This window comes from Nocardia sp. NPDC127579 (genome assembly GCF_042672005.1).
GTDB lineage: Bacteria > Actinomycetota > Actinomycetes > Mycobacteriales > Mycobacteriaceae > Nocardia.
Window position 1 is genome coordinate 123,299 of record NZ_JBHXVZ010000006.1, and the last position, 25,499, is coordinate 148,797.

Here is a 25,499-nt window from a genome sequence, read left to right on the forward strand (position 1 = left end):
GGATCGTGCCGCGCGGCCGAAATTCCGGGCTCAGCGCCGCACGGTGTTCGCCTCGGCCGCGAGATCGGGGTGCAGCGGTTGCAGTGCCCCGAGCAGCGCGCCCGCGCTGATATCGCGGAGTTGCGCGCGGGTCATGGTGTGGTTCTCCAGCCATTCGACGGTGAGCACGCGCACGAAGGTGAGCCAGCTCATCAGTACCGCGGAGGCGGTGGTCCGGGCGGGTTCCTCGAGGCCGAGGACATCGAGGAGCCGTCGTCGCAGTTCGTCGAGTTCGCCGGTGATGATCGCCTGGACGGTCGGGTCCGTGGCGAGGACCCGGTTGGCGGCCAGGACCGCCTGCGGGTTGGCTTCGAAGTAGTCCAGGTGCGCGTCGAGCCCGGCGATCAGCTGGGCGGGCAGCGGCTGCGCGGGGTCGAATTCGGTGACGACCAGCAGTTGTTCGGAGGCCTGCTGGTAGACGGCGACGAAAAGGTCGCGCTTGCTGGGGAAGTGGCGGTAGAGCAGGGCCCGCGAGATGCCGGCCGCGGCGGCGACGTCCTCCATCAGGACCTCGGCGTACTGGCGCGCCGCGAACAGCCCGGCGCCGGTGTCCACGAGTTGTTGACGGCGTTCGTCGGGCGTGAGGCGGCGGCGAGGAGGCACACCGCCAGCTTAGTTGACGCGTGTCTACTTGTGGTCGTAGCCTCGCTCTAGTTGACATGCGTCTACTAATCGGTCGGGAGGACCCCATGTCGAAGCTGCTCAAGATCCTGACGCTGGTCATGGGCTACGCCTGTGTCGCGATCGGGTTCGCGCACATCCTGCTCGGCAACGACTCGGTCCCCGATATGGGCGACGCGGGCGTCACCGCCGACAGCCAAAGCCGTTTCTTCGGCGCGATTTTCGTGGGCTACGGCCTCGCGTGGGTCTGGGCCGCCCGGCAGACCCCGGTCGCCGTCACGGCCGTGCGCTGGCTCGCGGGCATCTTCCTGCTCGGCGCCGTCGGCCGGGCGGTGTCGCTGGCCGTGCACGGCTGGCCGCACTGGTTCCAAATCGTGCTCACCGTCATCGAATTCGTGCTACCGCCGGTATTCTTCTGGCTGGCCGCCGCCGAGGAGAAGCGCGTGGCGCGGTAAACGGTGACGAGGGGCGAGACGATGACTACACAGCCGGATTCGTTCGATCTGTGGGACCTGGACCGTGACGGCCTGGTCTCGGTCGAGGACATTCTGCTCGGCATCCGCGCCCACGACATCGAGGTCGACCGCGCCTCGGTCGAGCGCATGGTCGCCGCCGCCGACACCGACGGCGATTTCCTGATCTCCCGCGCCGAATTCGACGCCGCGCTGGTGGCCGGCCGGATCGAGGTCACCGATGCCGACGCCGCCTTTCAGGTCTTCGATATCGATCAGGACGGCAAGATCTCGGTCGAGGAACTCGAGCAACTCATCCGCCAGGTCGGGCAGGGCATGATCGACGGCCCCGCCGAGGCGCTGCTGAACGCCGCGGACGTCGACGGTGACGGGTTCCTGTCACCCGTCGAATTCCGCGCGCTGCTCGAGTTCCTGTCGCGCTGAGCGCCTGGAGCAATCCTCGAGGAAATCTCTAGATTCCGGGTCCATCCTGGTCTCAGCACCCGCCGAATGTCGCGGGTCGGAGGTTTCGAGCGGAAGGCCGAGGCGATGCGGTACGGAATCGCCCGCAAGACAATGATTCTCGCCGTCCTGGCGGTGGCGGCGGTGGGATGTGGCGACGGTACCGAGCCCGCCACCCCGATCAGTAGCCTGCCGGCGATCACGAGCAGCACCCCGGTCCCGAGCCAACCCGAGCCGTCGGTCACCACCGCGGTTTCGCAACCGTCCTCGCGGCCGCCCGCGGATCCCCCGCAGGAGATTCCGCCGTCGGCGACCGGCACCGCCATGGTCTTCACCCTGACCCAGGCCCAGCACCCCGTCCCGAACGTTCCGGTCGGCCTGCGCCAGGTCACCCCCTGCGATGCCGCCGGCCGGGACATCCCCGAAGGCGCCCGGGAGGTCCTGCGTTTCGACGGCGTCACCGACGCGCAGGGCCGCGCGGTCTTCACCGTCCCGGTCGGCTGCTATCGGATGATCATGGGTGAGCCTCCGGCGGGCACCCGCCCGGTGCCGGAAGGCATGCACGCGCTGTTCCTGACCCGGGCGGGCGAAACCGTCAAGGGCACCTTCCGATTCCAGGACGCGGGCTGGCCGCCGGTCTGCTCCGCCGAGACCATCGTCGCCGACCTGGCGGCGGGCGGTGAACTCTATCCGGGGCAGGCCGACCCGTCGTTCGCGCGGGTCCGCGAGTGCGAGGGCAGGTGGGGCATCGTCAGCTGGAACACCCCCGGCGACACCCAGCGCATCGTTCAGCACGACTTCGAGCGCTGGACCACCTACGTGGCCTTCCCGCATGATGTCTGCTGGTCGAAAGCCGCGAAAGAGGGTGTACCGCAACGTCTGGAGTCGTACTTCGGACAGTGCTGACCTACGCGGTGAGCCAGATCGCCTCGGCGGCCGGGCGGCCCAGGTCGATCGGCGTCGCCGCCGGGCCGATCCGCAGTGCGACGGTGCCCGCGAAGTCTCGGCGCTCGATCACGGTGATGCTGGTGTCCAGCGCGATGCCGACCGAGTCGAAGTAGCGCAGCATGTCCGGGTCGGCATCGGAGATGCGCGCGACCCGCCCGGATTCCCCGGCGCCGAAATCGCTGAGCTGCCGGGCGGGCGGGGTCGGCACCGCGCCGTCGACCGAGGGGATCGGGTCGCCGTGCGGATCCCGGTCGGGGAAGCCGAGTTTCGCGTCGATCCGGGCCATCAGCAGCTCCGACACCGCGTGCTCGAGCACCTCGGCTTCGTCGTGCACCTCGTCCCAGCCGTAGCCGAGCTCATTGACCAGGAACGTCTCGATCAACCGGTGCCGGCGCACCATGGCGACGGCGGCGCGGCGGCCGTGTTCGGTGAGCGTGATCGACCCGTACCGGGCGTGCTCCACCAAACCCTGGTCGGCGAGCTTGCGGACCGCCTCGGAGACGGTCGAGGCCGACACGCCCATGCGTTCGGCGAGTAGCTTCGTCGACACCTTCTCCTGCGACCACTCCTGCGCGGTCCAGATCACCTTGAGATAGTCCTGGGCGACCGAGGTCAGCTCGGGGGCCACCGTCACGGTGTCGCCGGGCACGGCGGCCGTCGGGGCCTGCTCGGCCAGCTCGCGTCGGGTGGCGATATCACGTTTACCGGGCACGTACCTGAGCTTATGCACTCCTTCGCCGAAGTACACATCACCGGGCCGGAGCCGAACGCCTGTTCACGATGTGGTCGCCGTGATGTGACTCGGGTGACGCCGGAATACTGTTCGCCACCTCGTTTGCGTACGCTGCAACCGTGCAGAGATGGCGAAGCCTCGAGGATGTGCCCGCCGATTGGGGCCGCTGCGTACTCACGATCGGTGTGTTCGACGGTGTGCATCGCGGCCATGCCCAGTTGATCAGCCGAGCGGTGAAATCGGCGGCGGCGCGCGGTGTTCCGGCGGTCCTGATGACCTTCGATCCGCACCCGATGGAAGTGGTGCGGCCCGGTTCGCATCCGGCGCAGCTGACCACGCTGCCCCGGCGCGCGGAACTGGCCGAGGAACTCGGCGTCGACGTCTTCTGCGTCATGCCGTTCACGCCCGAATTCATGAAGCTGACCCCCGAGAGCTACGTGCACGATCTGCTGGTCGAGCGCCTGCACGTGGCCGAGGTCGTGGTCGGCGACAACTTCACCTTCGGAAAGAAGGCCGCGGGCACCGTCGACACCATGCGCACGCTCGGTGAGCGCTTCGGTTTCGAGGTCGACGGGGTGAAGCTGGTGGGCGAGCACGCGGTCACCTTCTCCTCCACCTATATCCGTGCCTGCGTCGACGCGGGCGATATGGCCGCGGCCGCCGAGGCGCTGGGCCGCCCGCATCGCGTCGAAGGCGTCGTGGTGCACGGTGACGGCCGCGGCAAGGAGCTGGGGTTTCCGACCGCGAACCTCGCGCCCAGCGCCTACGCGGCGATCCCCGCCGACGGGGTGTACGCGGGCTGGTTCACCGTGCTGGACCCGGCGGGCCCCACGATCGGCGCGACGGCGCCGGGGGAGTCGGCCATGGCCGCGATCTCGGTGGGCACCAACCCGCAGTTCGACGGTGTGAGCCGCACCGTGGAGGCTTTCGTGCTGGACGGCGAGGCCGATCTCTACGGTCAGCGCGTCGCGGTCGACTTCGTCGAGCACCTGCGCGGTATGCGCAAATTCGATTCGCTGGAGGAATTGCTGGAGGCGATGGGCCGGGACGTGGAGAACACTCGCAAGGTGCTCACTGCCGCTGAATGACACCGATCGGGGGGCAGAATGCCCCCGATTCGGTGCAGCCGAACCGCTCCGGTAAAGTTGCACCCCGGGTTTGCTGCGGTCCGCGGTGGCGCCCAGCCCGGATAACCGGAACTTCGAGCGCGGAACTGAAATACAGGAGTGGACGCCGCATGGCTCTGACCACCGAGCAGAAGAGCGCAATCCTCAAGGAATACGGCCTGCACGAGAAGGACACCGGTTCCCCGGAGGCGCAGATCGCGCTGCTGTCCAAGCGCATCTCGGACCTGACCGAGCACCTCAAGCAGCACAAGCACGACCACCACACCCGCCACGGCCTGCTGGCCCTGATCGGTCGTCGTCGTCGCCTGTCGAAGTACCTGCAGGCCAAGGACATCAACCGGTACCGCTCGCTGATCGAGCGTCTCGGCCTGCGTCGCTGAGGCAGTCTGACACGCTGGTATTTCCAGACCAGCGATAAGCAAGCCAACGGGGAGACGTACAATCTCCCCGTTGGCTATTTGCGTATGCGGGGTGAACACCTCCCCGGCGCACAACATTGCACAGCCGTAAGCACCCGCCCGCGTGGCGTCGGTCTTCGGTAGTGGCCTCTCGGTTGCACCGACGGGCTTCGATCGATGATCGCCTCCGCGTCGCTCCGCCGCTGGAAGCTTCCAGCCCAGGAGAACCGGCCGGGTCTGCGCGTCGCAGCCAGGATGGTTGCCGCGTGTCCGTGCCAGGTACGGCTGACGACAGCCGGATCGCGCCCAGAAAGCGCTCGATCCGGCGAAGACGAGAGGTTGAGAGAAGAGAATGACCGAAACAACTGAACGCAAGTCCTCGGCCGTCGAGGTCGAGCCCGGTGTGTTCGAATCCGTCGCGCTGATCGACAACGGCAGCTACGGCACCCGCACCATCCGCTTCGAGACCGGCCGGCTGGCCCGGCAGGCGGCCGGCTCGGTCGTCGCCTACCTCGACGACGAGACCATGCTGATGTCCGCGACCACCGCGGGCAAGTCCCCCAAGGACCAGTTCGACTTCTTCCCGCTGACGGTCGACGTCGAAGAGCGCATGTACGCCGCGGGCCGCATCCCCGGCTCGTTCTTCCGCCGTGAGGGCCGCCCGTCCACCGACGCGATCCTGACCTGCCGCCTGATCGACCGTCCGCTGCGCCCGTCCTTCGTCGACGGCCTGCGCAACGAGATCCAGGTCGTGGTCACCGTGCTGTCGCTGGATCCGAAGGATCTCTACGACGTGGTGGCGATCAACGCCGCGTCCGCGTCCACTCAGATCGCGGGCCTGCCGTTCTCCGGTCCGGTCGGCGGCGTGCGCGTCGCGCTGATCGAGGGCCAGTGGGTCGCGTTCCCGACCGTGGAGCAGCTCGAGGGCGCCGTGTTCGACATGGTGGTCGCGGGTCGCGTGGTCGAGTCCGGCGATGTCGCGATCATGATGGTCGAGGCCGAGGCCACCGACAAGGTGATCGAGCTGATCGACGGCGGCGCGCAGGCGCCGACCGAGGCCGTCGTGGCCGAGGGCCTCGAGGCCGCCAAGCCGTTCATCGCCCGCCTGTGCCGCGCCCAGCAGGACCTGGCCGAGCTGGCCGCCAAGCCGACCGGCGAGTTCCCGCTGTTCCCGCCGTACGAGGCCGATGTGTTCGAGGCCGTCGACGGCACCGCCAAGCGGGAGCTGAACGAGGCGCTGTCGATCGCCGACAAGCAGGAGCGCGAAGCCAAGATCGACGAGATCAAGCTGGACGTGCTCTCGCGGCTCGGCGAGGATTTCGCGGGCCGCGAGAAGGAGCTGGGCGCCGCGTTCCGCTCGGTCACCAAGAAGCTGGTGCGTCAGCGCATCCTGACCGACGGCTTCCGCATCGACGGCCGCGGCCTGGCCGATATCCGCGCCCTGTCCGCCGAGGTCGCGGTCATTCCGCGCGCGCACGGTTCGGCGCTGTTCGAGCGTGGCGAGACCCAGATCATGGGTGTCACCACCCTGGATATGGTGAAGATGGCGCAGCAGGTCGACTCGCTCGGCCCGGAGACCTCCAAGCGCTACATGCATCACTACAACTTCCCGCCGTTCTCCACCGGTGAGACCGGCCGCGTCGGTTCGCCCAAGCGCCGCGAGATCGGCCACGGCGCCCTCGCCGAGCGGGCTCTGCTGCCCGTGCTGCCCAGCCAGGAAGAGTTCCCGTACGCCATCCGCCAGGTCTCGGAAGCGTTGTCCTCCAACGGTTCCACCTCGATGGGCTCGGTCTGTGCCTCCACCCTGTCGCTGCTGAACGCCGGTGTGCCGCTCAAGGCCCCCGTCGCCGGTATCGCCATGGGCCTGGTGTCGGACACCATCACCAACGACAAGGGTGAGGACGAGGTCCGCTACGTCGCCCTGACCGATATCCTCGGCGCCGAGGATGCCTTCGGCGACATGGACTTCAAGGTCGCCGGTACCCGCGAGTTCGTCACCGCGCTGCAGCTGGACACCAAGCTGGACGGCATCCCGTCGAAGGTGCTGGCCGGTGCGCTGAGCCAGGCGCACGACGCCCGCACCACCATCCTGGACGTGATGGCCGAGGCCATCACCAGCCCGGACGAGATGAGCCCGTACGCGCCGCGGGTCACCGCGATCAAGATCCCGGTCGACAAGATCGGCGAGGTGATCGGGCCCAAGGGCAAGGTGATCAACCAGATCACCGAGGAGACCGGCGCCAACATCTCGATCGAGGATGACGGCACCGTCTACGTCGGTGCGACCAACGGCCCGGCGGCGCAGGCGGCGATCGACCAGATCAACGCCATCGCGAACCCGCAGCTGCCGAAGGTCGGCGAGCGCTTCCTGGGCACGGTCGTCAAGACCACCGCCTTCGGCGCGTTCGTCTCGCTGCTGCCGGGCCGCGACGGCCTGGTGCACATCTCCAAGCTGGGCAACGGCAAGCGCGTCGCCAAGGTCGAGGACGTGGTGAACGTCGGCGACAAGCTGCGCGTGGAGATCGCCGACATCGACAACCGCGGCAAGATCTCGCTGGTTCCGGTGGAGGAGAACGCCGAGGAGCCTGCCGCCGACGACGCCGTTGATGCGGCGGCGGCGACCGAGTAGTACTTGTCTCTGTGACGACGACGAAGACAACCCCCTTGCTCACCACCGAGCAGGGGGGTTCGTCCCTCATCAGGACTGACGAATCCGTTTCGCACACCGTCGATTCCGGTGTGCGCCGTACCGTGCTGCCCGGCGGGCTACGCGTGGTCACCGAGCATGTGCCCGGTGTGCGCTCCGCGTCGATCGGGGTGTGGGTCGGCGTCGGTTCGCGCGACGAAGGCCCGACCGTGGCCGGCGCCGCGCACTTCCTCGAACATCTGCTGTTCAAGGCGACCCCGACCCGCTCGGCGCTGGACATCGCCCAGGCCATGGACGCGGTCGGCGGTGAGCTCAACGCGTTCACCGCCAAGGAGCAGACCTGCTACTACGCGCACGTCATCGACGAGGATCTGCCGCTGGCGGTGGACATGGTCACCGACGTCGTGCTGAACGGTCTGTGCCGGGCCGTCGACGTCGACGTGGAACGTCAGGTGGTGCTCGAGGAGATCGCCATGCGCGACGACGATCCCGAGGACATGGTCGGCGACGCGTTTCTGACCGCGCTGTTCGGCGATCATCCGATCGGGCGGCCGGTGATCGGATCCATCGAGTCGATCGAGGCCATGCGCGCGCAGCAGCTGCGGTCCTTTCATCTGCGTCGCTATCGGCCGGACCGGATGGTCGTGGCGGTGGCGGGCAATATCGATCACGAGCACACCGTGGATCTGGTGCATCGCGCCTTCCGCAACCGGCTCGATCCGGTGGCCACGCCGGCGGCGCGGCGCGAAGGCCGCTTCCGTCCGACGGGTGCACCGGAGCTGCTGTGGAACCACCGCGACAGCGAACAGGCGCACCTGACCTTCGGAGTGCGCGCGTTCGGGCGGCACGAGGGTGACCGGCGCTGGCCGCTGTCGGTATTGAACACGGTGGTCGGCGGCGGCTTGAGTTCGCGGCTGTTCCAGCGCATTCGCGAGGAGCGCGGCCTGGCGTACTCGGTGTACTCCAGCGTCGACACCTTCGCCGATACCGGAGCGTTCTCGGTCTACATCGGCTGCCAGCCCGAAAACCTCGGCGAGGTGGCGGCTTTGGCGCGTGGCGTGCTCACCGAGGTCGCCGAGAACGGCATCACCGATGCCGAATGCGCTCGCGCGAAGGGCTCGCTGCGCGGCGGTCTGGTGCTGGGCCTGGAGGATTCCGCGTCCAGAATGAACCGCATCGGCCGCAGCGAACTCAGCTACGGCAACCACCGCAGCGTCTCCGAGACGCTGACCCGGATCGACACGGTCACCACCGACGAGGTCTCCGCCGTCGCCCGCACCCTGCTCTCCCGGCCCTTCGCCGCGTCGGTCGCCGGGCCGTACCGGCGCACGAGAGAATTGCCGCTGGCGGTGCGCCGCCTCGTCGCCTAGGACGCCCGGTCGCCCTGCTCCGGGTGTCGGACGCCGTGTCAGCTCGGCGTCAGGTCCGTATCAGGCGGGCTCGCGAAAGTAGTCGCATCACACCGAACGACTACTCGAAAGAGCAGGGCAATGACCACTTCTCAGACTCCGATCACTGTTGCCGTCGAGATGTTCTCCGGCGACGTCCGCGCTCCGTACGCGGCCGCGTAGTCCGCGAGCGAAACCCATGGAACTCAGGGTGGATCGGGAGTGCTGCATCAGCGCCGGTATGTGTGCGCTGACCGCTCCCGCGATCTTCGACCAGGACCTCACCGAAGGGCGGGTCGTGCTGTTGCGCGCGCCCGGCCCCGATCAGGCGGCGGCGGTCCGGGAGGCGGTCCAGGCGTGCCCCTCCGGCGCGATCACTCTCGCCTGAATCATCTACTTACCGAAGGAAATTCCCATGACCAGAATCGTTCCCGTTCCCGACGGCCTGCCGCAGGATCGCGACGCCGGCCCGTTCGTACCGCCCAGCGCGATCTCCCGGCTGCGGGACGCGCATCCGGTCAGCCCGATGCACTTTCCCGACGGTCACCAGGGGTATCTGGTCACGGGATACAACGAGGTCCGCCAGCTGATGGCCGACACCCGCTTCAGTTCCCGGCAGGACATCGGCATCGTGCGGGTGCCGTTCGAGACGCCGGGCATGCCCGCCGCCACCGAACCTTCGCCGACCATGCCGGGCGTCTTCATCGCCATGGACCCGCCGGACCATACCCGGTTGCGCCGCAAGCTGACCGGTGCGTTCACCGTGCGCCGGATGAAGCAGCTCGAGGAGCGCGTCATCGAGATCACCGAGCAGCAGCTCGAGGCGATGGCGCGGCTGACACCGCCGGTGGATCTGGTCGCGGAGTTCGCGCTGCCGGTGCCGTCGCTGGTGATCTGCGAAATGCTCGGCGTGCCCTACGCGGATCGGGCGACCTTCCAGGTCAACTCCGCTCAGTTCCTGGTCAAGGACCAGACGCTGGAGCAGAAGATGGGCGCGCTGATCGCGATCAACACCTATCTGGCCGAGCTGGTCGTCGGCAAGCGCGCCGAACCCGGCGACGATCTGCTCTCCGACCTGGCCGGTGACCCGGATCTGAGCATCGAGGAGCTGGTGGGCATCGCCTTCCTGCTGCTGCTCGCCGGGCACGAGACGACCGCGAACATGTTGGCGCTGGGCACGTTCGCGCTGCTGGAGCACCCCGACCAGCTGGCCGAACTGCACGCCGATCCGGCCCTGGTCCCCGACGCGGTCGAGGAGCTGTTGCGTTACCTGTCGGTCGCCGACATCTTCTACCGGTACGCGACCGAGGACATCGAGCTCGGCGGTGAGCTCATCCCCGCCGGCTCGACCGTCGTGGTGTCGCTGCTGGCCGCCAATCACGATCCCGCGCGATTCGTTGAACCGGACCGGCTCGACGTGCATCGGCGGGCCCGCGGTCTGGTGGCGTTCGGGCACGGTATCCATCAGTGCCTGGGGCAGCAGCTGGCCCGGATCGAGATGCGGGCTGGTTTCGCCGGGCTGCTCCGCAGGTTCCCGACGCTCGCGCTGGCCGTCCCGGCCGGGGAGGTGCCGCTCCGGACGGACATGAATATCTATGGTGTGCACGCCCTGCCGGTCACCTGGAGTGTGTAGCCGTTGGTTCAGGTCTGGTTGGCGGCGCTGACGACGGCGGACAGCAGGCCGGGCAGCGCGGCGTCGACGTCGGCGCCGCGCAGCCGCTGATGGATCTGGCCGTCGATGACCAGACGCTCGATGAGCCCGGCGTCGCGCAGGATCTTGAAGTGGTGGCTGGCGGTGGATTTGTTGATCTCGTCGTAGAGCGCGCTGCATCGGACGGGTGCGGCGGTATTGCTGAGCCGTCGGATCATCTCCAGGCGGATCGGGTCCTGTAGGGCGGCCAGCACGGCGGGCAGGGCGGCGACCGGCGTGAGCGGTTCATTAGCCTCGGTCATGATTCACCTCACAGAAGGGTTCGATGTTCGTCGCGCCGGTTGTAGGGTCGAGTCGAGTTCGATCGACATCAAACTTACCTGATCGGAGCGATGATGGCAGCCGCAGTGGCAGTGTCCGCCGACGAGCGGACCGGGCAGCAATGGGCGTATCCGCTGGTCCTGGTGGCCAGCGGGGTCGCCCTCGGCGTCTCCGGTGTGCCCGCGCCGCTGTACGGCCTCTACGAAACGCAGTGGCATCTGTCTCCGCTCACCACGACCCTGGTCTTCGCCGTCTACGCCTTCGCGGCCCTGGCCGCGGTGCTGGTCTCCGGGCGGATCTCCGATGTCGTCGGCCGGAAACCGGTGCTGCTGGGCGCATTCGCCACCATGATCGCCGGACTGGTGGTGTTCGTGCTGGCCGACTCGGTGCCGATGCTGCTGCTGGCCAGAGCGCTGCACGGCCTGGCCGTCGGATCCACCGTGGTGGCCGGCGCGGCCGCGCTCCTGGACCTGCGCCCGCACCGGGGCGCGCGCTCCGGTCAGCTCACCGGCGTCGCCTTCAATGTCGGTATGGCCGTGGCGATTCTGGGTTCGGCGCTGCTCGCGCAGTACGCGCCGTATCCGCTGCGCACCCCGTATGTGGTGATCACCGTGGTGTGCCTGATCATCGGGGTCGGCGTGCTGGCGCTGCGCGAACCTCACCTGGCCCGGGCCGCCGGGCGCATCCGGATCGCGAAACCGGCGGTGCCACAGGAGATTCGCGCCGACTTCTGGTTCTCCGCGATCGGTGTGATGGCGGCCTGGTCGGTGCTCGGGGTGCTGCTGTCGCTGTATCCGTCGCTGGCCGCACAGCAGACCGGCATCCACAACCTGGTCTTCGGCGGCGCGGTGGTGGCCTCCACGGCGCTGTCCGGGGCGACCAGCCAGCTCTTCGCGACCGGCATTCCCGCGCGGCGCGCCGCGATACTCGGCGACACCGGCATGGCCCTGGCCCTGCTGCTGACCGTGCCCGCGCTGGCCACCCACAACTGGGTCGCCGTACTCGGCGCCGGCGTCGCCCTGGGCGCGACCTTCGGGCTCGGCTTCGGCGGCTCGCTGCGCCACCTGTCCGACGTGGTGCCCCAGCACAAACGGGGTGAGACCATGTCGGCGTACTACCTGCTGGCCTACTCGGCCATGGCGCTGCCGACCATTCTGGCCGGATGGGCGGCGACCACCTGGGGACTGGACGCCGTCTTCCCGTGGTTCGTCGGCGTGGTGGCCGTGGCCTGCCTGGCCGCCGCGGCGCTGGGCCTGCGCAGCCATCGCCGTGCCGACCGGTCGGCCTGAATGCCGGTGCGGGGCATTCAGATGGGTGACATCTGAAAACGCCTGGGGCACCGGCATAGCCGACTCTGTCCTATAGGCGTGACGCACCATCGGCGTTTAACATGCCCCTCATGCGATGGGGGCGGTTGGGCGACCGGATGCGCCGCGCGGCACTGTTCTTCGCGGTCTCGGCCGTGGTACTGCTCGGGCTCGCGCTCGGCGCGGTGACCTGGTGGCTGCTGCGGCTCGGCCTGGGCGTCCAGGCCGAACGACCGAATCAGGTGCAGCTCACCGCCATCGCGCTGGCCGTCCTCGCGGGGATCGGCGGCGCGGTCGCCGTCACCGTGGCCTACCGCCGTCAACGGGACCTGGAACGCGGACGGTTCGCCGAACTCATCGGCGGCGCGGTCCGCCAGCTCGGCGACGAAGACCCGGCGGTGCGGATCGCGGGCGTGTACGCGGTCGCGGTCATCGCCGACGAAGGCGCCACCCCGCGCCGCCGCCAACAGTGCGTGGACGTGCTCTGCGGATATCTCCGATTGCCCTACGAACCCGGTGACGGCTCGAATCACCTCGTCTCCCGGTCGGAATCGATCGCCGAATCCGGTAGCCGGGTGGAACGGGTCTTTCATATCCGGCGTGACGACCGGGAGGTCCGGCGCACCATCGTGCGGGTCATCGCCGAGCATCTGCGCCGCGCGCCGCAGGATTCCTGGTCGCGGCGCTACTCGGATGTCTCGTGGTCGCAGTGCGACTTCGACTTCACCGGAGCGGTATTCGACGACGCCGATTTCCAGGGCGTCGAGTTCGGCGGCCGCTGGACGCTGTTCGTCGGCGCCCGCTTCGTCGGCGACCTGCGCACCGATTTCCAGCGCGCCCGGTTCAGCGGGCGGCATGTCAGCTTTCACGGCGCCGTATTCGGGGAGGCGCCGGCGGTGTTCGATCGGGCCGAATTCCGGGGTGCGCACGCAGGATTCGACGAGGCGATCTTCAAATCACCGCAGACCTCGTTCGACGACGCGGTATTCGCCGGTGTCCGGACGGGTTTCACCGGGGTCAGATTCGTCGGTGCCGAAACCTCGTTCCGTGCGGCTCGATTCGGGGCGGAACTCACCTCGTTCGAGGGTGCGACCGTCGATGGTGAGCGGGTTTCGTTCGGGCATGCGGTCTTCGGCGGCGCGCGCGTCGCCTTCAGCGGGGCGCACTTCTGTGCCGCGAGTATCGAATTCGACGAAGCCCGCTTCGGCGGGCAGGGGCTGCGGCGATCCAAGAGCACCCGGGAGGTCGATTTCGCCAGGGCCCAGTTCCACGGCGCGGTCACTTTCGCGCGCACCGTCATCGGCGGCCGGGTCGCGGACTTCTCCGCCTGCGACTTCTTCGGTGACGTGTCGTTCGCCGGCGCGCGCTTCGTCGCCGGGCAGATCCGGTTCCAGAATCCGACGGCCTGGGTCGGTGTGCGCTTCGACTGGGATGATGTGCTCACCCGCAAACCCGTTGCGGTGCAACCGAACCCGTGGCCTCCGGCGCTGGAATCCGCGCCGGAGGCCTGAGCGGGCTACGCCGGCCAACCACCGTAGGGCACAGTGATCAATTCCAGGTAGTGACCGTTCGGGTCCTCGAAGTAGACGCCGCGACCGCCGTCATTGTGATTGATCTCGTTGACGCCGGCCTTGCGTGGATCGGCCCAGTGATCCAGCTGGTAACGCTGGATCTTGGCGTAGGCCACATCGAATTCGGCTTCCGAGATCAGGAAGGCGTAGTGCTGGGGCTGGATCTCCTCGATGAACGGCGGCACGTTCGCCAGATCGAAAGTGATACCGTTCGCGGTGGTCAACGGGATGAAATGACCCGCTTCCCGACCGATCTCCAATCCCAATAGGTCCGACCAGAATTCGGCGGACACTTGCTTGTCGCGACAACCGACAATGGTGTGATTGAACTGAACTGACAGGGGATTTCTCCTAGAATTCGTGGCGGTCCCGACCCTGGGCTCGGTACAAGGCGGCCGACAGGAGCACCGTCACGTCGACCGAGATTAGTGCGACCGCTGGGGATTTTTCAACCCTCGGGTGACGCAGGCCACCGGCGCCGGTAGCGTCGGGCCGATGAAGATTCGTGGTGCGGTTCTGGAACGGATCGCCGACCCTGCGCCCTTCGCCGAGTCGGCGCCGATCACCGTGTGCGAGCTGGATCTGGCGGAGCCCGGCCCCGGTGAGCTGCTGGTTCGGATCGAGGCGGCGGGGCTGTGTCATTCGGATCTGTCCGTGGTGGACGGTAATCGGGTGCGCCCGGTGCCGATGCTGCTCGGGCACGAGGCCGCGGGCCGGGTCGAGGCGATCGGCCCCGGTGACAGCGATATCGCCGTCGGGCAGCGGGTCGTGATGACCTTCCTGCCGCGCTGCGGGGAATGCGCGGGCTGTGCGAGCGAGGGCCGCACGCCCTGCGGGCCGGGCAGTGCCGCCAACAACGCGGGCGAGCTGCTGAACGGTGGGCGGCGGCTGCGCCGCGACGGCGCCGAGGTGCACCACCATCTCGGTGTCTCCGCGTTCGCCACCCACGCCGTGGTCGATCGGCGTTCGGTGGTGCCCGTCGACGACGACGTGCCGCCGGAGGTGGCCGCCGTTCTCGGCTGCGCGGTGCTCACCGGCGGTGGGGCACTGCTGAATTCGGCGCGGCCGGGGCCGGGGGACCGGATCATGGTGGTCGGTCTCGGCGGTGTCGGGATGGCGGCGGTGCTGGTCGGTGTCTCGCTGGGCCGGGAGGTGATCGCCGTGGACACCGTCCCCGAAAAGCTCGAGCTCGCGACGAAACTCGGTGCGACCGCGGTGCATACGCCCGGCGAGCTCGTCGAACAGGGGGTGCAGGCCGAGATCGTGGTCGAGGCGGCGGGCAATATCCGTGCGTTCGAGACCGCGGTCGCCGCCACCGCGCCCGGCGGCACCACCGTCACCGTCGGGCTGCCCGCGCCGGATGCCCGGGCCGCCATCTCGCCGCTGGCCCTGGTCGCGCAGGGCCGGTCCATCGTCGGCAGCTACCTGGGGTCGGCCATACCGTCGCGCGACATTCCCGAGTACGTGCGGATGTGGCGGGCGGGCAAGTTGCCCGTCGAACGGCTGGTGTCCGCCCACGTCGGGCTCGACCGGATCAATCACGCGATGGACGAACTGGCCGCCGGGCACGCGCTGCGGCAGGTCATCGTCTTCGACTGACCTGGACACTTACCGCCGAGGGGAGTACTCAACCGGAAAGTAGGTACTTGTCGGCCTCCCCGGCCGCCTCGAAGCTGGGTTCGTACCGACGAATCAGCTTGGGAGGCACAATGACCGGCACACCGGTGACAGTGATCGGAATCGGGTCGATGGGGCGCGCCGTAGCGGCAGCGTTCCTGGCCGCGGGGCATCCGACGACGGTCTGGAATCGCACGCCGGAGCGGGCGGCGGCGCTGGTCTCCGACGGTGCGGAGCACGCCGTGAGCATGGTGGCGGCGGTCGAGGCGAGTCCTGTGATCGTCAGCGTGCTGACCGGGTTCGAGGCCACGGTGGCCGCGCTCACCCCCGCCGCCGACGTGCTGGCGGGCCGCACCGTGGTGACCTTGAACAGCGGGAGCCCGGCCGCGGCCCGGGGCGCGGCCGCCTGGATCACCGGCCGGGGCGCGGGATTCCTCGGTGGCGCGATCAAGAATGTGCCCGCCGCCGTGGGTGCTCCGAACACACTCCTGTACTTCGGCGGCGAGCGCGCGATCTTCGACGACCAAGCCGATCTGCTGCGCGTGCTCGGCGGTGAGCTCGAGCATCTGGGCCCGGACCCCGATCTGGCCGCCCTCTACGAGGCCGCCGTCGGCGCCACCCTGCTCCCGGCCCTGCTCGGCTTCTTCGAGGGCGCGGCCGTCCTCGCGGCGCGCGGCATCCCCGCCGCCGCCATGGTCCCGTACTCCAGCAAGTGGCTCGGGATGATCGATTCCCTGCTCCCGCTCCTCGCCGACGAGATCGACACCGGCGACTACACCAAACTCGGTTCCTCGGTCGCCCTCTTCCACGAATCCCTCCCCTCCGACGCCGCCCTCGCCGCCGAAACCGGCGTCGACCTCTCCTGGCACCGTCCCATGCACGACCTCCTCGACCGCGCTGTCGCGGAAGGGTATGGGGCACAAAGTATTACGGCGTTGTTCGAACTACTGCGGAAGTCGGGCGATAAACTCTGACCAGAATGGTCTGAATGGTCGGAAGGAGTCCGCATGACGCAGGAGGAGCGGAAGAACCAGCGAGAAGGCAGCTTCGCGGAGTTCATGGCGAACTCCCCGCTTGCGGCCTCGGGTATCGAAATCTTCCGCCACGAAGAGCCCACGCTGCGGACGATGATCCGCCGATATCGCCGTGCCGTCGCGCGGATCTGGCGCACGTAGACACCACGCGATACGCTGAACTGACCAGAGTAGTCAGATTGGTCCGAGAGGTTGTTGCGATGGCGCGGAAAAAGGCAGAACCGAGTGGTTCGGAACGGCCGGATATCGCGTGGCCCCTCGCCGACGCGAAGGCCAAGTTCTCCGAATTGATCGACCGTGTGGAAAGGGAGGGACCGCAGGTGGTGACGAAGCACGGGCGCGAGGTCGCTGTCGTCGTGCCGATCGACGAGTGGCGGCGAAAGACTCAGCGTCAGGGGAGTTTCGCCGAGTTCATGGCTGTCTCCCCGCTCCGCGGGTTGGGAATCGAGGTCGAACGGATCGATCTCGAACTGAGGGATGTGGACCTGTGACGGGTTTCCTGCTCGACACATGCACGATCTCGGAGTGGATCAAGCCATTGCCCGACGCGGGCTTGATGGACTGGTTGCACGCGGCCGACGAAGATCGACTGCACGTGAGCGCGATTACCTTCGGCGAACTGCGAAAGGGTATCGAGTTGATGCCCGAGGGGGCCCGCAAGCGTCGCAGGATCGAATGGCTGACCGGCCCTCTGACACATCGGTTCGAGCGACGGTTGCTCCCCGTCGACGGAGTTGTCGCCGATGTTTGGGGGCGAATGGTGGCGCGAACGAAATTGGCAGGTCTGACCATCGGGGCAACCGATGTTCTGATCGCCGCTACCGCCGAAACCCACGGTCTGGAAGTCGTCACCCGAAACGTCAAGGATTTCGAGCCCACCGGAGTCGCTGTCGTCAGTCCGTGGTCCGGCTGAGTGATCGATGTCGCCCGGGCCGGAGCGTGGCGCGGGGGTCGGGCGCGCACGGGTGGCGATTAGGCTGGGTTCGGATGTGGGTGTGGAACGCCCCAGGACACAGGAGGTGCGGTGACCATTCGGGTCGGGGTGCTGGGAGCACGCGGGAAAGTCGGGCAGGCGATCTGCGCGGCGGTGGAGGCGGCGGCGGATCTCGAGCTGTCGGCGGCCGTCGACAAGGATGACGCGCTGGAGACCTTCACCGAGACCGGCACCCAGGTGGTGGTCGACTTCACCCATCCCGATGTGGTGATGGGCAACCTGAAGTTCCTGGTGGAGAACGGCATCCACGCCGTGGTGGGCACCACCGGCTTCGACGCGGCCCGTCTCGACGAGGTGCGCGGCTGGCTCGCCCAGCAGCCCGCCACCGGCGTGCTGATCGCCCCGAACTTCGCGATCGGCGCGGTGCTGTCGATGCGGTTCGCCGAGCAGGCGGCGCGATTCTTCGAATCGGTCGAGGTCATCGAACTGCACCATCCGAACAAAGCCGACGCGCCGTCGGGCACCGCCTACCGCACGGCGGGGCTGATCGCCCAGGCCCGCGAACGCGCGGGCGTCGGCCTCAGCCCCGATGCCACGACCACCGCATTGGACGGTGCCCGCGGCGCGGATGTCGACGGCGTGCGCGTGCATTCGGTGCGGCTGGCCGGTCTGGTCGCCCATCAGGAAGTCCTGTTCGGCACCCAGGGGGAGACGCTCACCATCCGCCACGACTCGATCGATCGCTCATCGTTCGCGCCCGGCGTGCTGCTCGGCGTGCGGGAGATCGCCGGCCGCCCCGGCCTCACCGTCGGCCTCGACCCGTTCCTGGATCTGTGACCACCCAGGGTTCCGCCGGCAGCGACGTCCGCAAGGTCGTCGCGTTCATCGCCGTCCTGGTGCTGGTGCTGGGATTCTATTTCCTGCTGTTGGGCCGGATCGCATTGGCGCTCCTCGGTTCCGGTGATATCGCCGCCATGGTGATCGGGCTGGGCGTGCTGATCCTGCCTTTCGTCGGCGTCTGGATCGTGGTCGCCACCGTGCGCGCCGCGCTGGATCATCAGCATCTGGCCCGGCGCATGCGGGAGGAGGGCCGAGAACTCGACACCTCCGCCCTGCCCCGGCGCCCATCCGGTCGTATCGAACGCGAGGCCGCCGACCAGTTGTTCGCCGAGGTCCAGCGGGAATGGGAGGCCGACCCGGACGACTGGCGGGTCTCCTACCGCCTGGCCCGCGCCTACGACTACGCCGGCGACCGCACCCGCGCCCGCGAAACCATGCGCCGCGCCGTCGCGCTCGAAAAGCTCGAACGCGAAAGCTGATCCGATGCCGCGGCTGCTGATCATCCACCACACCCCGTCGCCGTTCATGCAGGCGATGTTCGAGGCTGTGGTGTCCGGTGCGACCGATCCCGAGATCGAGGGCGTGGAGGTGGTGCGTCGTGCGGCCCTCGCCGTGTCATCGGCGGATGTGCTGGAGGCGGATGGATACCTGTTGGGTACCCCGGCCAATCTCGGCTACATGAGCGGTGCTCTCAAACACGCCTTCGATACCTTCTACTACCCGTGCCTCGATTCGACTCGGGGCCGCCCGTTCGGCCTGTACCTGCACGGCAATGAGGGTACGGAGGGCGCGGAGAAAGCGGTCACCTCGATCACGACCGGTCTGGGGTGGGTGCAGGCCGCCGACTATGTGGTGGTGTCGGGCAAACCGGCCAAGGCGGATCTCGAATCCTGCTGGGAGCTGGGGGCTACGGTGGCCGCGCAGCTCATGGCCTGAGAATGCGAAAGGGGCGGTCCCACACACGGGACCACCCCTGGTGCACGCGAACCTCAGGCGAGGCCCCAGGCGTGCAGGATGTAGGTGATGTTGGCCGCGATAGTGGTCACGACGTTCGCCAGGTCGAGGGCGGCGGAACCCAGATTGATGAGTGGCACGGTATTTCCTCGGGTCGATCGAACTACTTTCGACTCGACGGTAAGAGAGCTGGCAACTCATCGGCAAACCATTGGGCCCGCTTTATGAGGGAACTCACCGCCGCCTATCCGCGGTGAAACGGAACCGCCCCGCCGGCCGCGCCGAACAATCCGGCGATCCGGGCGAACCAGACGCCCAGTCGAGTGTCCGCGGTCCGCTCGACGGTCGCTCCGTGCGTAAGAGTGGTCATCGCTCAGTCTCCTGATCATCGAGCCGCGCCAACCCGGCCGCCATCGCCGTCCCGGTCAGAATTCCGAGAATGGTCATGGTGGTAACCGCGCCGACGACGGCGGTAACTGCTTGCATGGCAGTAAGTTTCGTTCAATCGATAAACTGCCACCAGTGGCACTATTGACACAGTTCGCAAAGATTCAGCCATTCATGCCTGGACCTCAGGGCGACCCGATTTCTGGTGTCTGACCTTTCGGCCCGTCCGCACGTCATACTCGACGTGACGTTGTAGCGGTGGGGACGTGTTGGCCGGGCTCCGGCTCGGGATGGGAGTGTCGTTTGATGAGCGCCGAAGGAGGCGAGATCACAGGCACCGCACGACGGATCGGGCTGGTCGAGGATCACGAATCCGTCGCGATCGGGCTGGCCGCGATGCTGGCGCCGGAACCCGACCTCGATCTGGTGCTGACGGCGGGCACCGTGCCGGAGCTGCTGGCCGAACCCGCCGCCGCCGAGCTGAATCTGGTGGTGCTCGACCTGCGCCTGGCGGACGGCTCCGCCCCGGAAGACAATGTGCGCGCCCTGCGCGACCGCGGCGTCGAGGTGCTGGTATTCACCGGCGCCGATAACGCGTTCCTGGTGCGCGCGGCCGCCCGTGCCGGTGTGCTGGGCGTGGTGCGCAAGTCCGAGGACGCTTCCACCGTGGTCGCGGCGGTGCGCCAGGCCGCGTCCGGCAATCAGGTCGTCACCACCGATTGGGCCGCCGCCATCGATGGCGACCCGCAGCTGTCCGACGTCGGTTTGAGCCCGCGCCAGGAGGAGGTGCTCACCCTGTACGCCTCGGGCGAGAAGGCCTCGCGCGTGGCCCGCCTGACGGGGTTGTCGGAGCAGACCGTCAACGACTATCTCGGCCGCATCCGCCAGAAGTACGCCGACGCGGGCCGTCCAGCGCCGACCAAGACCGACCTGTACAAGCGGGCGGTGGAGGATGGATGGCTGCCGGTTCCCGAGCGGCATCCCAGGGCATGACCGCGTCCAGCACGCTGGACACCACCACAACCGCGAGTGCCGCCTCGCTCGACCCGATCCGGGTCGCCCGCTGGCGTCGAGGATTCGCCGCGGTGTCCCAGGAGAGAGCATCCGAGCCGGCCTCGGATCGCATTCTGCGCCGGCTGGCGCTGACCTTCGGTATCGCCGGAGTGCTCGCCGTGCTGGCGGAGATCCCCGAGATAGCCGATCAGAGCCGTGCCGCGCCACTGGTCGGGACCGTGCTGACGGTGACGCTGGCGTTCGGCTGGTATCCGGTGCTCGCGATGGTGTCGATGACTGTGAACACCCGGATCATCCAATGGGTTTCCGGTGCCGCGGCGATCTGCTATCTGCTGGCCTTCTCGGTGGTTCCGTTCACTTACGGCGATCCGCGCATCGACGCGACCTCGGTGTGGCTGTATCGGTTGTTCGCGCTCGGCGTGCTCACGGCTGCTCTGGCCTGGCGTCCGCTGGTCGCGGTGGTCTATCTGGTCATCGGCGCGACGGCCTCGGCGGTGGCGAACATGTATGTGGTGCCGCACGATTCGGTCTGGACGCTGGCCGGTGATTTCGCCCGGGCGGCCGGTCTGTGCGTGCTGTTCCTGTGGTGTGCGATCTACGCCCGCGCCGCGGCGGCCCGAGTGGACCGGGAATCGGCGATCGCGAGCAGCCGGGCCGCCATCGCGGCGGGCGCCACCGCCCGCGATCGTGAGCGCGCGCGTTTCGCCGCGCTCATCCACGACGCGGTGCTGTCGACGCTGCTGGACGCGTCGCGGGCGGGCGCCGAATCACCGGTGCTGCGTTCGCAGGCCGAGCGCACGCTGACCCAGCTCGACGAGGCGCGCGGTAGCGCGGCCGAACCGGACCGGTTCAATGCCAAGCAGGCGATCGGATTTCTGCGCGGGGCCGTGCTGGAGGTGAATCCTGGTATCACCGTGACGGCCAGGCAGTGGCCGGGTTTCGACGATCTGCGTCTGCCGGTGCCGGCTGCCGGGACTATCGCGGCGGCGCTGGCCGAGGCGGTGCGCAACAGTCTGCGCCATGCCACGGTGCCGGGACGTGCGGTGCAGCGCACGGTCACGGTGACCGTCAGCGCGGGCGGTATCCGGGTGGTGTTCCGCGACGACGGCGCGGGTTTCGATTTGAGCCGGGTCCCCGTCGACCGGTTGGGTGTCTCGGTGAGCATTCTGGGACGCATGCGTCAGCTGGCCGGCGGCGCCGGGTTCGTGGAGTCCGAGCCGGGGGAGGGCACGACGGTGACGCTGGTCTGGGGCAGTGATGGCTGATACCGGAAACGAATTCGGCCTGCGTGATCTGCTGGGCCTGCGGGACGGATCGGCGTGGCTGTTCCTGATCATCCTGGAACTGACGATCGTGCTGTACATGGCGCGCAATCTGTCGCATGTGCCGTTACTGGCGGCGGCGACCGCGGCCGCGCTGCTGGTGGTGGCGGGAGTGCTGGTCCTGGTGATCCCGGTGGATCCGCTGCCTTGGCCCGCAACGGCTTTCGTGGCCACCTCGGGCCCGGTGGCTACGGCGCTGACCACCTTGGACGTGCAGAGCGGCTGGTCGCGGCCGGTGTGGACGGCGTTCGCGTCCTCCTATGTGCTGGCGGTCCTGGTGTTGCGTGGACGGCTGGGCGCGGCGTGGCTGGGCGTCGCGGGCATCGCCGCCGTGGTCCTGAGCGCGGGAGTGCTGGGTGATCTGCGCGCGGGCGTCATGGTCGGCTCGGTCGTGCCGGTCGCGACGGTGGCCGGTGTCTCGGTGTGTGCGGCGCTCATGCGCCCGACGCAGCATTCGCTGCGGCTGCTGCGCGAGGAGGCGACCATGCGCGCCGCCGCCGAGGCCAGCATGGAGGCCGAGAACAGTGAACGGGATCGTCAGCTGGCCCGGCTGGACAAGGTGGCGCGTCCGATCCTGGAGCGAATCGCCGAGGGCGCCGAGTTGAGCGCGGAGGAGCGCGAGCAGTGCCGGTTGCTGGAAGCCGAGCTGCGGGACGGGTTGCGCGCGCCGCAGCTGGTCACCGACGAGCTGAGCAGTGCGGCCCGCGGCGCCCGGTCCCGCGGCGTCGAGGTGGTGCTGCTCGACGACGGCGGTTTCGCCGGAGTGCCGCACTGGGTGCGCGAACGCGTGATCGAGGCGGCGACAAAGGAATTGGACGCCGCCAACGCGGGTTCGGTGACGGTGCGGGTGCTGCCGATGGGCCGCCGGATCCTGGCCACGGTGCTGGCCAATGCCCCCGACGCCGATCGCCGCACCGAGATCGATACCGCGGGCGCGGTGACGGTCATGACCGAGAGTTGCGAGGTGTAGCGGCCGATAATTGTCGTACCTCCGTGGCACAGTTCATCTGGTGCAGAGGATGAGTGCGGCGGCCGCGCGCCGAACGGCGTTGGCGGCACAGGGTTTCGGCAGGAAGCGCCCGGCGGTCGTGACCCGTCGCACGCTGGCGGATGTGCTCGGCCGGACGCAGCTACTTCAGATCGACTCGGTGTCCGCGGTGGTGCGCGCGCACTACGCCCCGGTGTTCAGCCGGATCGGCGCCTACGATCGCGCCCTGCTGGACGAGGCGTCCTGGAGTCACAGCGCGCGGCGCCCGCGGCGGCTGGTGGAGTACTGGGCGCACGAGGCGGCGCTGCTGCCGGTGCGGGATTGGCCGCTCATGCGCTGGCGGATGGTGAAGTACCGCGACGGCCGGTGGCAGTCGGCGAAGCGGGTGCTCGAACACAGTCCGACACTCGGCAAGGACATTCTCGATGTCCTCCGCGATGTCGGTCCGTCCACGGCCGGTGAGGTGGAGCGGCATCTGGAGCTGGACAAGCCGCGCCCCAAGGACCACTGGGGCTGGAATCTCAGCGACACCAAGATCATCTGTGAGCAGCTCTTCGCGACCGGCGAGCTGTCGGTGGACAAACGCGTCGGCTTCACCCGCTACTACGACCTGGCCGAGCGGGTCCTCCCGCCGGAGGCGCTGGCCCGCGAGGTCGACGACGACGAGGCCTACCGTGAGCTGATCCTGCGCGCCGCGACGGCTCTGGGCATCGCCACCGAACCCGACCTGCGCGATTACTACCGCATGCACCGTTCACAGACCGTGCCCGCCATCGCCGACCTGGTCGCGGCCGGTGAGCTGGAACCGGTCACGGTCACCGGCTGGGATCAGCCCGCCTACCTGCGCACCGGCGCCCGCACGCCGCGCGCGATCGAGGGCGCGGCCCTGCTCTGCCCGTTCGACCCGCTCATCTTCTACCGCCCGCGCACCGAGCGAATCTTCGATTTCCACTACCGCATCGAGATCTACACGCCCGAACCCAAGCGGGTACACGGCTACTACGTCTTCCCGTTCCTGCTCGACGGTGAGCTGGTCGGCCGGGTCGACCTGCGCGCCGAACGCGCCACCGGCCGCCTGCTGGTGCCGGGGGCCTTCGCCGAGCCCGGCCGTTGCACCCCGGAAACTGCCGCCGCCCTGCGGGATTCGCTCCGTGAAATGGCCGACTGGCTGGAGCTCGACGAGATCGTGGTCGGCGCGAAGGGTGACCTCGCGCCGCTGCTCTGAGCGATCAGTCCTCGCGCTTGCTCCAGCTGCCGTAGCCCATCTGATGCCGGAGCGCGTCGCTGACGGTGTTCTGCAACCAGCCGTTCAGCGACATCCCGCTCTGCTGCGCCGCTTCCTCGGCCTTGGATTTCAGCTGCTCGACCATGCGCAGGGTGACGCGGCTGATGTCACCGGTCATCTCCTCGAAGGTCGGTGGTTCGCTCGAGCCGGGGTTCTTGCGGACGTCGACCGTGGCGTCGGTGCCGTCGACCGAGACGTGCACGGTCCGGTCACCGAGTTCGGCGCTGACCTCGGCGGCCAGCTCGGACAGCGCGGCCAGCAGGGCCAGCCGGGCGGAGCTCTCGGTGGCCGTGGCCAGTGCGGCGGCGGTGGCCTGTGTCTTCTCGTCGCCGAGCGCGGCGGCCGCGATGAGGTCCTCGCGAAGGCGGGTGGTGTACTTCTCCAGATCCATGACACCAGTGTGACGTCACCAGTGATGTCATTCAAGGGCGAATTGATGCCACAGCTCGAGGAGTGGGAGGTTAATCACCGGTGCGGGCAGGCCGAACGGCGATCAGGATGTCGTTCCTGATCTCTGGACCGGGTAGCCTTTCTGACCATGACGAACGGTGAATCGACGCCAGCACCGCGGAGCGCGTCCGGCACGGTCGGTGTCGCAATGGTGACCCCCTTCAGTGCCGACGGCAAGTTGGATGTCGATACCGGCGTAGCGCTGGCCACCCGTCTGGTCGACCGGGGCGTCGATCTGCTCGCGATCTCCGGCACCACCGGTGAGTCGCCGACCACCACCGAGTCCGAGAAGTTCGATCTGCTGCACGCCGTTGTCGACGCCGTCGGCGACCGCGCCACCGTCATCGCCGGTGCCGGCACCTACGACACCGCGCATTCCATCGAACTCGCCCGCAACGCACAGCGCGCCGGCGCACACGGCCTACTCGTGGTCACCCCGTACTACTCCCGCCCCACCCAGGACGGCTTGATCGCGCACTTCACCGCGGTCGCCGACGCTACCGATCTGCCCGTCACGCTCTACGACATCCCGCCCCGCTCGGTCGTCCCGATCACCCCGGACACCATTCGCACGCTGGCCGAACACCCGAACATCGTCGCCGTCAAGGACGCCAAGGGCGATCTGAACGCCGGCGCGGACCTGATCGCCAGCACCGGTCTGCGCTTCTACTCCGGCGACGATTCGCTGAACCTGCCCTGGCTGTCGATCGGCGCGGCCGGGTTCATCAGCGTCATCGGGCACCTCGTGCCCGAGCGCCTGCGCGAACTGCATCGGGCCTACGCCGCCGGTGACGTGCTGCGCGCCCGGGAGCTGAATGTCAGCATGCTGGCCCTCAATACCGCGATGGCGCGCCTGGGCGGCGTCGCCATGACCAAGGCCGGGCTGCGCCTGCTCGGCGTGGATGTCGGCGAACCACGCCTGCCCCAGTTGATGCCGAGTTCCGAGCAACTCGACCAGCTGGCCGCTGACCTCCGCCTCGCGGGGGTCGAGGTCTGATGGAGCCCATTT

The 25,499-nt window shown here is 68.4% G+C and carries 30 protein-coding genes; 24 read left to right on the forward strand and 6 right to left on the reverse strand.

The window, feature by feature from the left end; all coding sequences use genetic code 11:
• Positions 1 to 30: 30 nt before the first annotated feature.
• The gene (locus tag ACFVMC_RS21175; protein ID WP_379212671.1) at positions 31 to 642 is read right to left on the reverse strand and encodes a TetR/AcrR family transcriptional regulator; all 612 of its coding nucleotides are present in this window, start codon (positions 640 to 642) and stop codon (positions 31 to 33) included.
• Between the two features lie 86 nt (positions 643 to 728).
• Between ACFVMC_RS21175 and ACFVMC_RS21180 the strand changes: the two genes are divergently transcribed.
• The 3 genes from ACFVMC_RS21180 (at position 729) to ACFVMC_RS21190 (ending at position 2,480) form a co-directional block, all read left to right on the forward strand.
• Positions 729 to 1,115: a DUF4345 domain-containing protein gene (locus ACFVMC_RS21180; RefSeq protein ID WP_379212672.1), complete on the forward strand. Its 387-nt coding sequence runs from the start codon at positions 729 to 731 to the stop codon at positions 1,113 to 1,115.
• Positions 1,116 to 1,136: 21 nt separating this feature from the next.
• Positions 1,137 to 1,556: an EF-hand domain-containing protein gene (locus ACFVMC_RS21185; protein WP_379212674.1), complete on the forward strand. Its 420-nt coding sequence runs from the start codon at positions 1,137 to 1,139 to the stop codon at positions 1,554 to 1,556.
• 66 nt (positions 1,557 to 1,622) lie between these two features.
• Positions 1,623 to 2,480: a hypothetical protein gene (locus ACFVMC_RS21190; protein WP_379212676.1), complete on the forward strand. Its 858-nt coding sequence runs from the start codon at positions 1,623 to 1,625 to the stop codon at positions 2,478 to 2,480.
• 1 nt (position 2,481) lies between these two features.
• Here ACFVMC_RS21190 and ACFVMC_RS21195 read toward each other — a convergent pair whose 3' ends face one another.
• Positions 2,482 to 3,156 carry a metal-dependent transcriptional regulator gene (locus ACFVMC_RS21195; RefSeq protein WP_379213245.1) on the reverse strand — a complete coding sequence of 225 codons (675 nt, stop codon included), beginning with the start codon at positions 3,154 to 3,156 and terminating at the stop codon, positions 2,482 to 2,484.
• A gap of 218 nt (positions 3,157 to 3,374) precedes the next feature.
• Between ACFVMC_RS21195 and ACFVMC_RS21200 the strand changes: the two genes are divergently transcribed.
• From ACFVMC_RS21200 to ACFVMC_RS21225, 6 genes are all read left to right on the forward strand, one after another.
• Entirely contained in the window at positions 3,375 to 4,343 is a 969-nt protein-coding gene (locus ACFVMC_RS21200) for a bifunctional riboflavin kinase/FAD synthetase (protein WP_379212678.1), read from the forward strand.
• 149 nt (positions 4,344 to 4,492) lie between these two features.
• Positions 4,493 to 4,762, forward strand: a complete 270-nt coding sequence (gene rpsO, locus ACFVMC_RS21205) for a 30S ribosomal protein S15 (RefSeq protein WP_379212680.1) — start codon at positions 4,493 to 4,495, stop codon at positions 4,760 to 4,762.
• A gap of 370 nt (positions 4,763 to 5,132) precedes the next feature.
• The gene (locus ACFVMC_RS21210) at positions 5,133 to 7,409 is read left to right on the forward strand and encodes a polyribonucleotide nucleotidyltransferase (protein ID WP_379212682.1); all 2,277 of its coding nucleotides are present in this window, start codon (positions 5,133 to 5,135) and stop codon (positions 7,407 to 7,409) included.
• A gap of 68 nt (positions 7,410 to 7,477) precedes the next feature.
• Positions 7,478 to 8,797, forward strand: a complete 1,320-nt coding sequence (locus ACFVMC_RS21215) for a M16 family metallopeptidase (protein ID WP_379213247.1) — start codon at positions 7,478 to 7,480, stop codon at positions 8,795 to 8,797.
• A gap of 217 nt (positions 8,798 to 9,014) precedes the next feature.
• The gene (locus ACFVMC_RS21220) at positions 9,015 to 9,203 is read left to right on the forward strand and encodes a ferredoxin (protein WP_379212683.1); all 189 of its coding nucleotides are present in this window, start codon (positions 9,015 to 9,017) and stop codon (positions 9,201 to 9,203) included.
• A gap of 27 nt (positions 9,204 to 9,230) precedes the next feature.
• On the forward strand, positions 9,231 to 10,448 hold the full coding sequence (locus ACFVMC_RS21225; RefSeq protein WP_379212685.1) for a cytochrome P450: 1,218 nt from the start codon (positions 9,231 to 9,233) through the stop codon (positions 10,446 to 10,448).
• Between the two features lie 8 nt (positions 10,449 to 10,456).
• Here ACFVMC_RS21225 and ACFVMC_RS21230 read toward each other — a convergent pair whose 3' ends face one another.
• Positions 10,457 to 10,768, reverse strand: a complete 312-nt coding sequence (locus tag ACFVMC_RS21230; RefSeq protein ID WP_379212687.1) for an ArsR/SmtB family transcription factor — start codon at positions 10,766 to 10,768, stop codon at positions 10,457 to 10,459.
• 93 nt (positions 10,769 to 10,861) lie between these two features.
• On the opposite strand from ACFVMC_RS21230, the gene ACFVMC_RS21235 reads away from it, so the two are divergent.
• Together ACFVMC_RS21235 and ACFVMC_RS21240 are read left to right on the forward strand one after the other, a co-directional pair.
• Complete coding sequence (locus tag ACFVMC_RS21235; protein WP_379212689.1) at positions 10,862 to 12,076, forward strand: MFS transporter; 1,215 nt, start codon at positions 10,862 to 10,864, stop codon at positions 12,074 to 12,076.
• 110 nt (positions 12,077 to 12,186) lie between these two features.
• Entirely contained in the window at positions 12,187 to 13,605 is a 1,419-nt protein-coding gene (locus ACFVMC_RS21240; RefSeq protein ID WP_379212690.1) for a pentapeptide repeat-containing protein, read from the forward strand.
• A gap of 5 nt (positions 13,606 to 13,610) precedes the next feature.
• Here ACFVMC_RS21240 and ACFVMC_RS21245 read toward each other — a convergent pair whose 3' ends face one another.
• The gene (locus tag ACFVMC_RS21245) at positions 13,611 to 14,006 is read right to left on the reverse strand and encodes a VOC family protein (protein WP_379213249.1); all 396 of its coding nucleotides are present in this window, start codon (positions 14,004 to 14,006) and stop codon (positions 13,611 to 13,613) included.
• A 154-nt stretch (positions 14,007 to 14,160) separates the two neighbouring features.
• Between ACFVMC_RS21245 and ACFVMC_RS21250 the strand changes: the two genes are divergently transcribed.
• The 8 genes from ACFVMC_RS21250 to ACFVMC_RS21285 all read left to right on the forward strand — a co-directional run bounded on the left by ACFVMC_RS21250 (position 14,161) and on the right by ACFVMC_RS21285 (position 19,026).
• On the forward strand, positions 14,161 to 15,264 hold the full coding sequence (locus ACFVMC_RS21250) for an alcohol dehydrogenase catalytic domain-containing protein (RefSeq protein WP_379212692.1): 1,104 nt from the start codon (positions 14,161 to 14,163) through the stop codon (positions 15,262 to 15,264).
• Positions 15,265 to 15,374: 110 nt separating this feature from the next.
• Complete coding sequence (locus tag ACFVMC_RS21255) at positions 15,375 to 16,256, forward strand: NAD(P)-dependent oxidoreductase (protein WP_379212693.1); 882 nt, start codon at positions 15,375 to 15,377, stop codon at positions 16,254 to 16,256.
• A 33-nt stretch (positions 16,257 to 16,289) separates the two neighbouring features.
• Complete coding sequence (locus ACFVMC_RS21260; protein ID WP_379212695.1) at positions 16,290 to 16,457, forward strand: hypothetical protein; 168 nt, start codon at positions 16,290 to 16,292, stop codon at positions 16,455 to 16,457.
• 59 nt (positions 16,458 to 16,516) lie between these two features.
• Positions 16,517 to 16,807, forward strand: coding sequence for a type II toxin-antitoxin system Phd/YefM family antitoxin (locus ACFVMC_RS21265; protein ID WP_379212697.1), 291 nt, complete (start codon positions 16,517 to 16,519; stop codon positions 16,805 to 16,807).
• On the forward strand, positions 16,804 to 17,229 hold the full coding sequence (locus ACFVMC_RS21270) for a type II toxin-antitoxin system VapC family toxin (protein WP_379212698.1): 426 nt from the start codon (positions 16,804 to 16,806) through the stop codon (positions 17,227 to 17,229). Before ACFVMC_RS21265 ends, ACFVMC_RS21270 begins: the two co-directional genes overlap by 4 nt.
• A gap of 111 nt (positions 17,230 to 17,340) precedes the next feature.
• Positions 17,341 to 18,087 (forward strand): 4-hydroxy-tetrahydrodipicolinate reductase, encoded by a 747-nt coding sequence (dapB, locus tag ACFVMC_RS21275; protein ID WP_379212699.1) that lies wholly within the window; start codon positions 17,341 to 17,343, stop codon positions 18,085 to 18,087.
• Entirely contained in the window at positions 18,084 to 18,569 is a 486-nt protein-coding gene (locus tag ACFVMC_RS21280) for a hypothetical protein (RefSeq protein ID WP_379212700.1), read from the forward strand. The genes dapB and ACFVMC_RS21280 overlap by 4 nt, the downstream gene beginning before the upstream one ends.
• Positions 18,570 to 18,573: 4 nt before the next feature.
• Positions 18,574 to 19,026, forward strand: coding sequence for a flavodoxin family protein (locus ACFVMC_RS21285; protein WP_379212702.1), 453 nt, complete (start codon positions 18,574 to 18,576; stop codon positions 19,024 to 19,026).
• A 262-nt stretch (positions 19,027 to 19,288) separates the two neighbouring features.
• Here the strand turns inward: ACFVMC_RS21285 and ACFVMC_RS21290 are convergent, their stop codons facing one another.
• Complete coding sequence (locus tag ACFVMC_RS21290; protein ID WP_379212704.1) at positions 19,289 to 19,414, reverse strand: hypothetical protein; 126 nt, start codon at positions 19,412 to 19,414, stop codon at positions 19,289 to 19,291.
• A gap of 323 nt (positions 19,415 to 19,737) precedes the next feature.
• Here ACFVMC_RS21290 and ACFVMC_RS21295 point away from each other — a divergent pair, with 323 nt between their 5' ends.
• From ACFVMC_RS21295 to ACFVMC_RS21310, 4 genes are read left to right on the forward strand one after another with little or no spacing between them, the layout of a single operon-like run.
• Positions 19,738 to 20,424: a response regulator gene (locus ACFVMC_RS21295; protein WP_379212706.1), complete on the forward strand. Its 687-nt coding sequence runs from the start codon at positions 19,738 to 19,740 to the stop codon at positions 20,422 to 20,424.
• Positions 20,388 to 21,710, forward strand: a complete 1,323-nt coding sequence (locus ACFVMC_RS21300) for a sensor histidine kinase (RefSeq protein ID WP_379212708.1) — start codon at positions 20,388 to 20,390, stop codon at positions 21,708 to 21,710. Before ACFVMC_RS21295 ends, ACFVMC_RS21300 begins: the two co-directional genes overlap by 37 nt.
• The gene (locus tag ACFVMC_RS21305) at positions 21,703 to 22,737 is read left to right on the forward strand and encodes a hypothetical protein (RefSeq protein WP_379212709.1); all 1,035 of its coding nucleotides are present in this window, start codon (positions 21,703 to 21,705) and stop codon (positions 22,735 to 22,737) included. Before ACFVMC_RS21300 ends, ACFVMC_RS21305 begins: the two co-directional genes overlap by 8 nt.
• Before the next feature lie 40 nt (positions 22,738 to 22,777).
• Positions 22,778 to 23,980, forward strand: coding sequence for a winged helix-turn-helix domain-containing protein (locus tag ACFVMC_RS21310; RefSeq protein WP_379212711.1), 1,203 nt, complete (start codon positions 22,778 to 22,780; stop codon positions 23,978 to 23,980).
• Between the two features lie 4 nt (positions 23,981 to 23,984).
• On the opposite strand, the gene ACFVMC_RS21315 is transcribed toward ACFVMC_RS21310, so the two are convergent.
• Positions 23,985 to 24,431, reverse strand: coding sequence for a hypothetical protein (locus ACFVMC_RS21315; protein ID WP_379212712.1), 447 nt, complete (start codon positions 24,429 to 24,431; stop codon positions 23,985 to 23,987).
• 147 nt (positions 24,432 to 24,578) lie between these two features.
• Between ACFVMC_RS21315 and dapA the strand changes: the two genes are divergently transcribed.
• Positions 24,579 to 25,487, forward strand: coding sequence for a 4-hydroxy-tetrahydrodipicolinate synthase (dapA, locus tag ACFVMC_RS21320; protein WP_379212713.1), 909 nt, complete (start codon positions 24,579 to 24,581; stop codon positions 25,485 to 25,487).
• Positions 25,488 to 25,499 lie beyond the last annotated feature (12 nt).

What these genes read in the sequence shown, in the direction of transcription:
- ACFVMC_RS21180 (WP_379212672.1), top strand. Translation starts at nt 729, where the DNA reads ATGTCGAAGCTGCTCAAGATCCTGACGCTGGTCATGGGCTACGCCTGT.
- ACFVMC_RS21185 (WP_379212674.1), top strand. Translation starts at nt 1,137, where the DNA reads ATGACTACACAGCCGGATTCGTTCGATCTGTGGGACCTGGACCGTGAC.
- ACFVMC_RS21190 (WP_379212676.1), top strand. Translation starts at nt 1,623, where the DNA reads ATGTCGCGGGTCGGAGGTTTCGAGCGGAAGGCCGAGGCGATGCGGTAC.
- rpsO (WP_379212680.1), top strand. Translation starts at nt 4,493, where the DNA reads ATGGCTCTGACCACCGAGCAGAAGAGCGCAATCCTCAAGGAATACGGC.
- ACFVMC_RS21210 (WP_379212682.1), top strand. Translation starts at nt 5,133, where the DNA reads ATGACCGAAACAACTGAACGCAAGTCCTCGGCCGTCGAGGTCGAGCCC.
- ACFVMC_RS21220 (WP_379212683.1), top strand. Translation starts at nt 9,015, where the DNA reads ATGGAACTCAGGGTGGATCGGGAGTGCTGCATCAGCGCCGGTATGTGT.
- ACFVMC_RS21225 (WP_379212685.1), top strand. Translation starts at nt 9,231, where the DNA reads ATGACCAGAATCGTTCCCGTTCCCGACGGCCTGCCGCAGGATCGCGAC.
- ACFVMC_RS21230 (WP_379212687.1), bottom strand. Translation starts at nt 10,768, where the DNA reads ATGACCGAGGCTAATGAACCGCTCACGCCGGTCGCCGCCCTGCCCGCC.
- ACFVMC_RS21235 (WP_379212689.1), top strand. Translation starts at nt 10,862, where the DNA reads ATGGCAGCCGCAGTGGCAGTGTCCGCCGACGAGCGGACCGGGCAGCAA.
- ACFVMC_RS21240 (WP_379212690.1), top strand. Translation starts at nt 12,187, where the DNA reads ATGCGATGGGGGCGGTTGGGCGACCGGATGCGCCGCGCGGCACTGTTC.
- ACFVMC_RS21250 (WP_379212692.1), top strand. Translation starts at nt 14,161, where the DNA reads ATGAAGATTCGTGGTGCGGTTCTGGAACGGATCGCCGACCCTGCGCCC.
- ACFVMC_RS21255 (WP_379212693.1), top strand. Translation starts at nt 15,375, where the DNA reads ATGACCGGCACACCGGTGACAGTGATCGGAATCGGGTCGATGGGGCGC.
- ACFVMC_RS21260 (WP_379212695.1), top strand. Translation starts at nt 16,290, where the DNA reads ATGACGCAGGAGGAGCGGAAGAACCAGCGAGAAGGCAGCTTCGCGGAG.
- ACFVMC_RS21265 (WP_379212697.1), top strand. Translation starts at nt 16,517, where the DNA reads ATGGCGCGGAAAAAGGCAGAACCGAGTGGTTCGGAACGGCCGGATATC.
- ACFVMC_RS21285 (WP_379212702.1), top strand. Translation starts at nt 18,574, where the DNA reads ATGCCGCGGCTGCTGATCATCCACCACACCCCGTCGCCGTTCATGCAG.
- ACFVMC_RS21290 (WP_379212704.1), bottom strand. Translation starts at nt 19,414, where the DNA reads ATGACCACTCTTACGCACGGAGCGACCGTCGAGCGGACCGCGGACACT.
- ACFVMC_RS21295 (WP_379212706.1), top strand. Translation starts at nt 19,738, where the DNA reads ATGAGCGCCGAAGGAGGCGAGATCACAGGCACCGCACGACGGATCGGG.
- ACFVMC_RS21300 (WP_379212708.1), top strand. Translation starts at nt 20,388, where the DNA reads ATGGCTGCCGGTTCCCGAGCGGCATCCCAGGGCATGACCGCGTCCAGC.
- ACFVMC_RS21305 (WP_379212709.1), top strand. Translation starts at nt 21,703, where the DNA reads ATGGCTGATACCGGAAACGAATTCGGCCTGCGTGATCTGCTGGGCCTG.
- ACFVMC_RS21315 (WP_379212712.1), bottom strand. Translation starts at nt 24,431, where the DNA reads ATGGATCTGGAGAAGTACACCACCCGCCTTCGCGAGGACCTCATCGCG.
- dapA (WP_379212713.1), top strand. Translation starts at nt 24,579, where the DNA reads ATGACGAACGGTGAATCGACGCCAGCACCGCGGAGCGCGTCCGGCACG.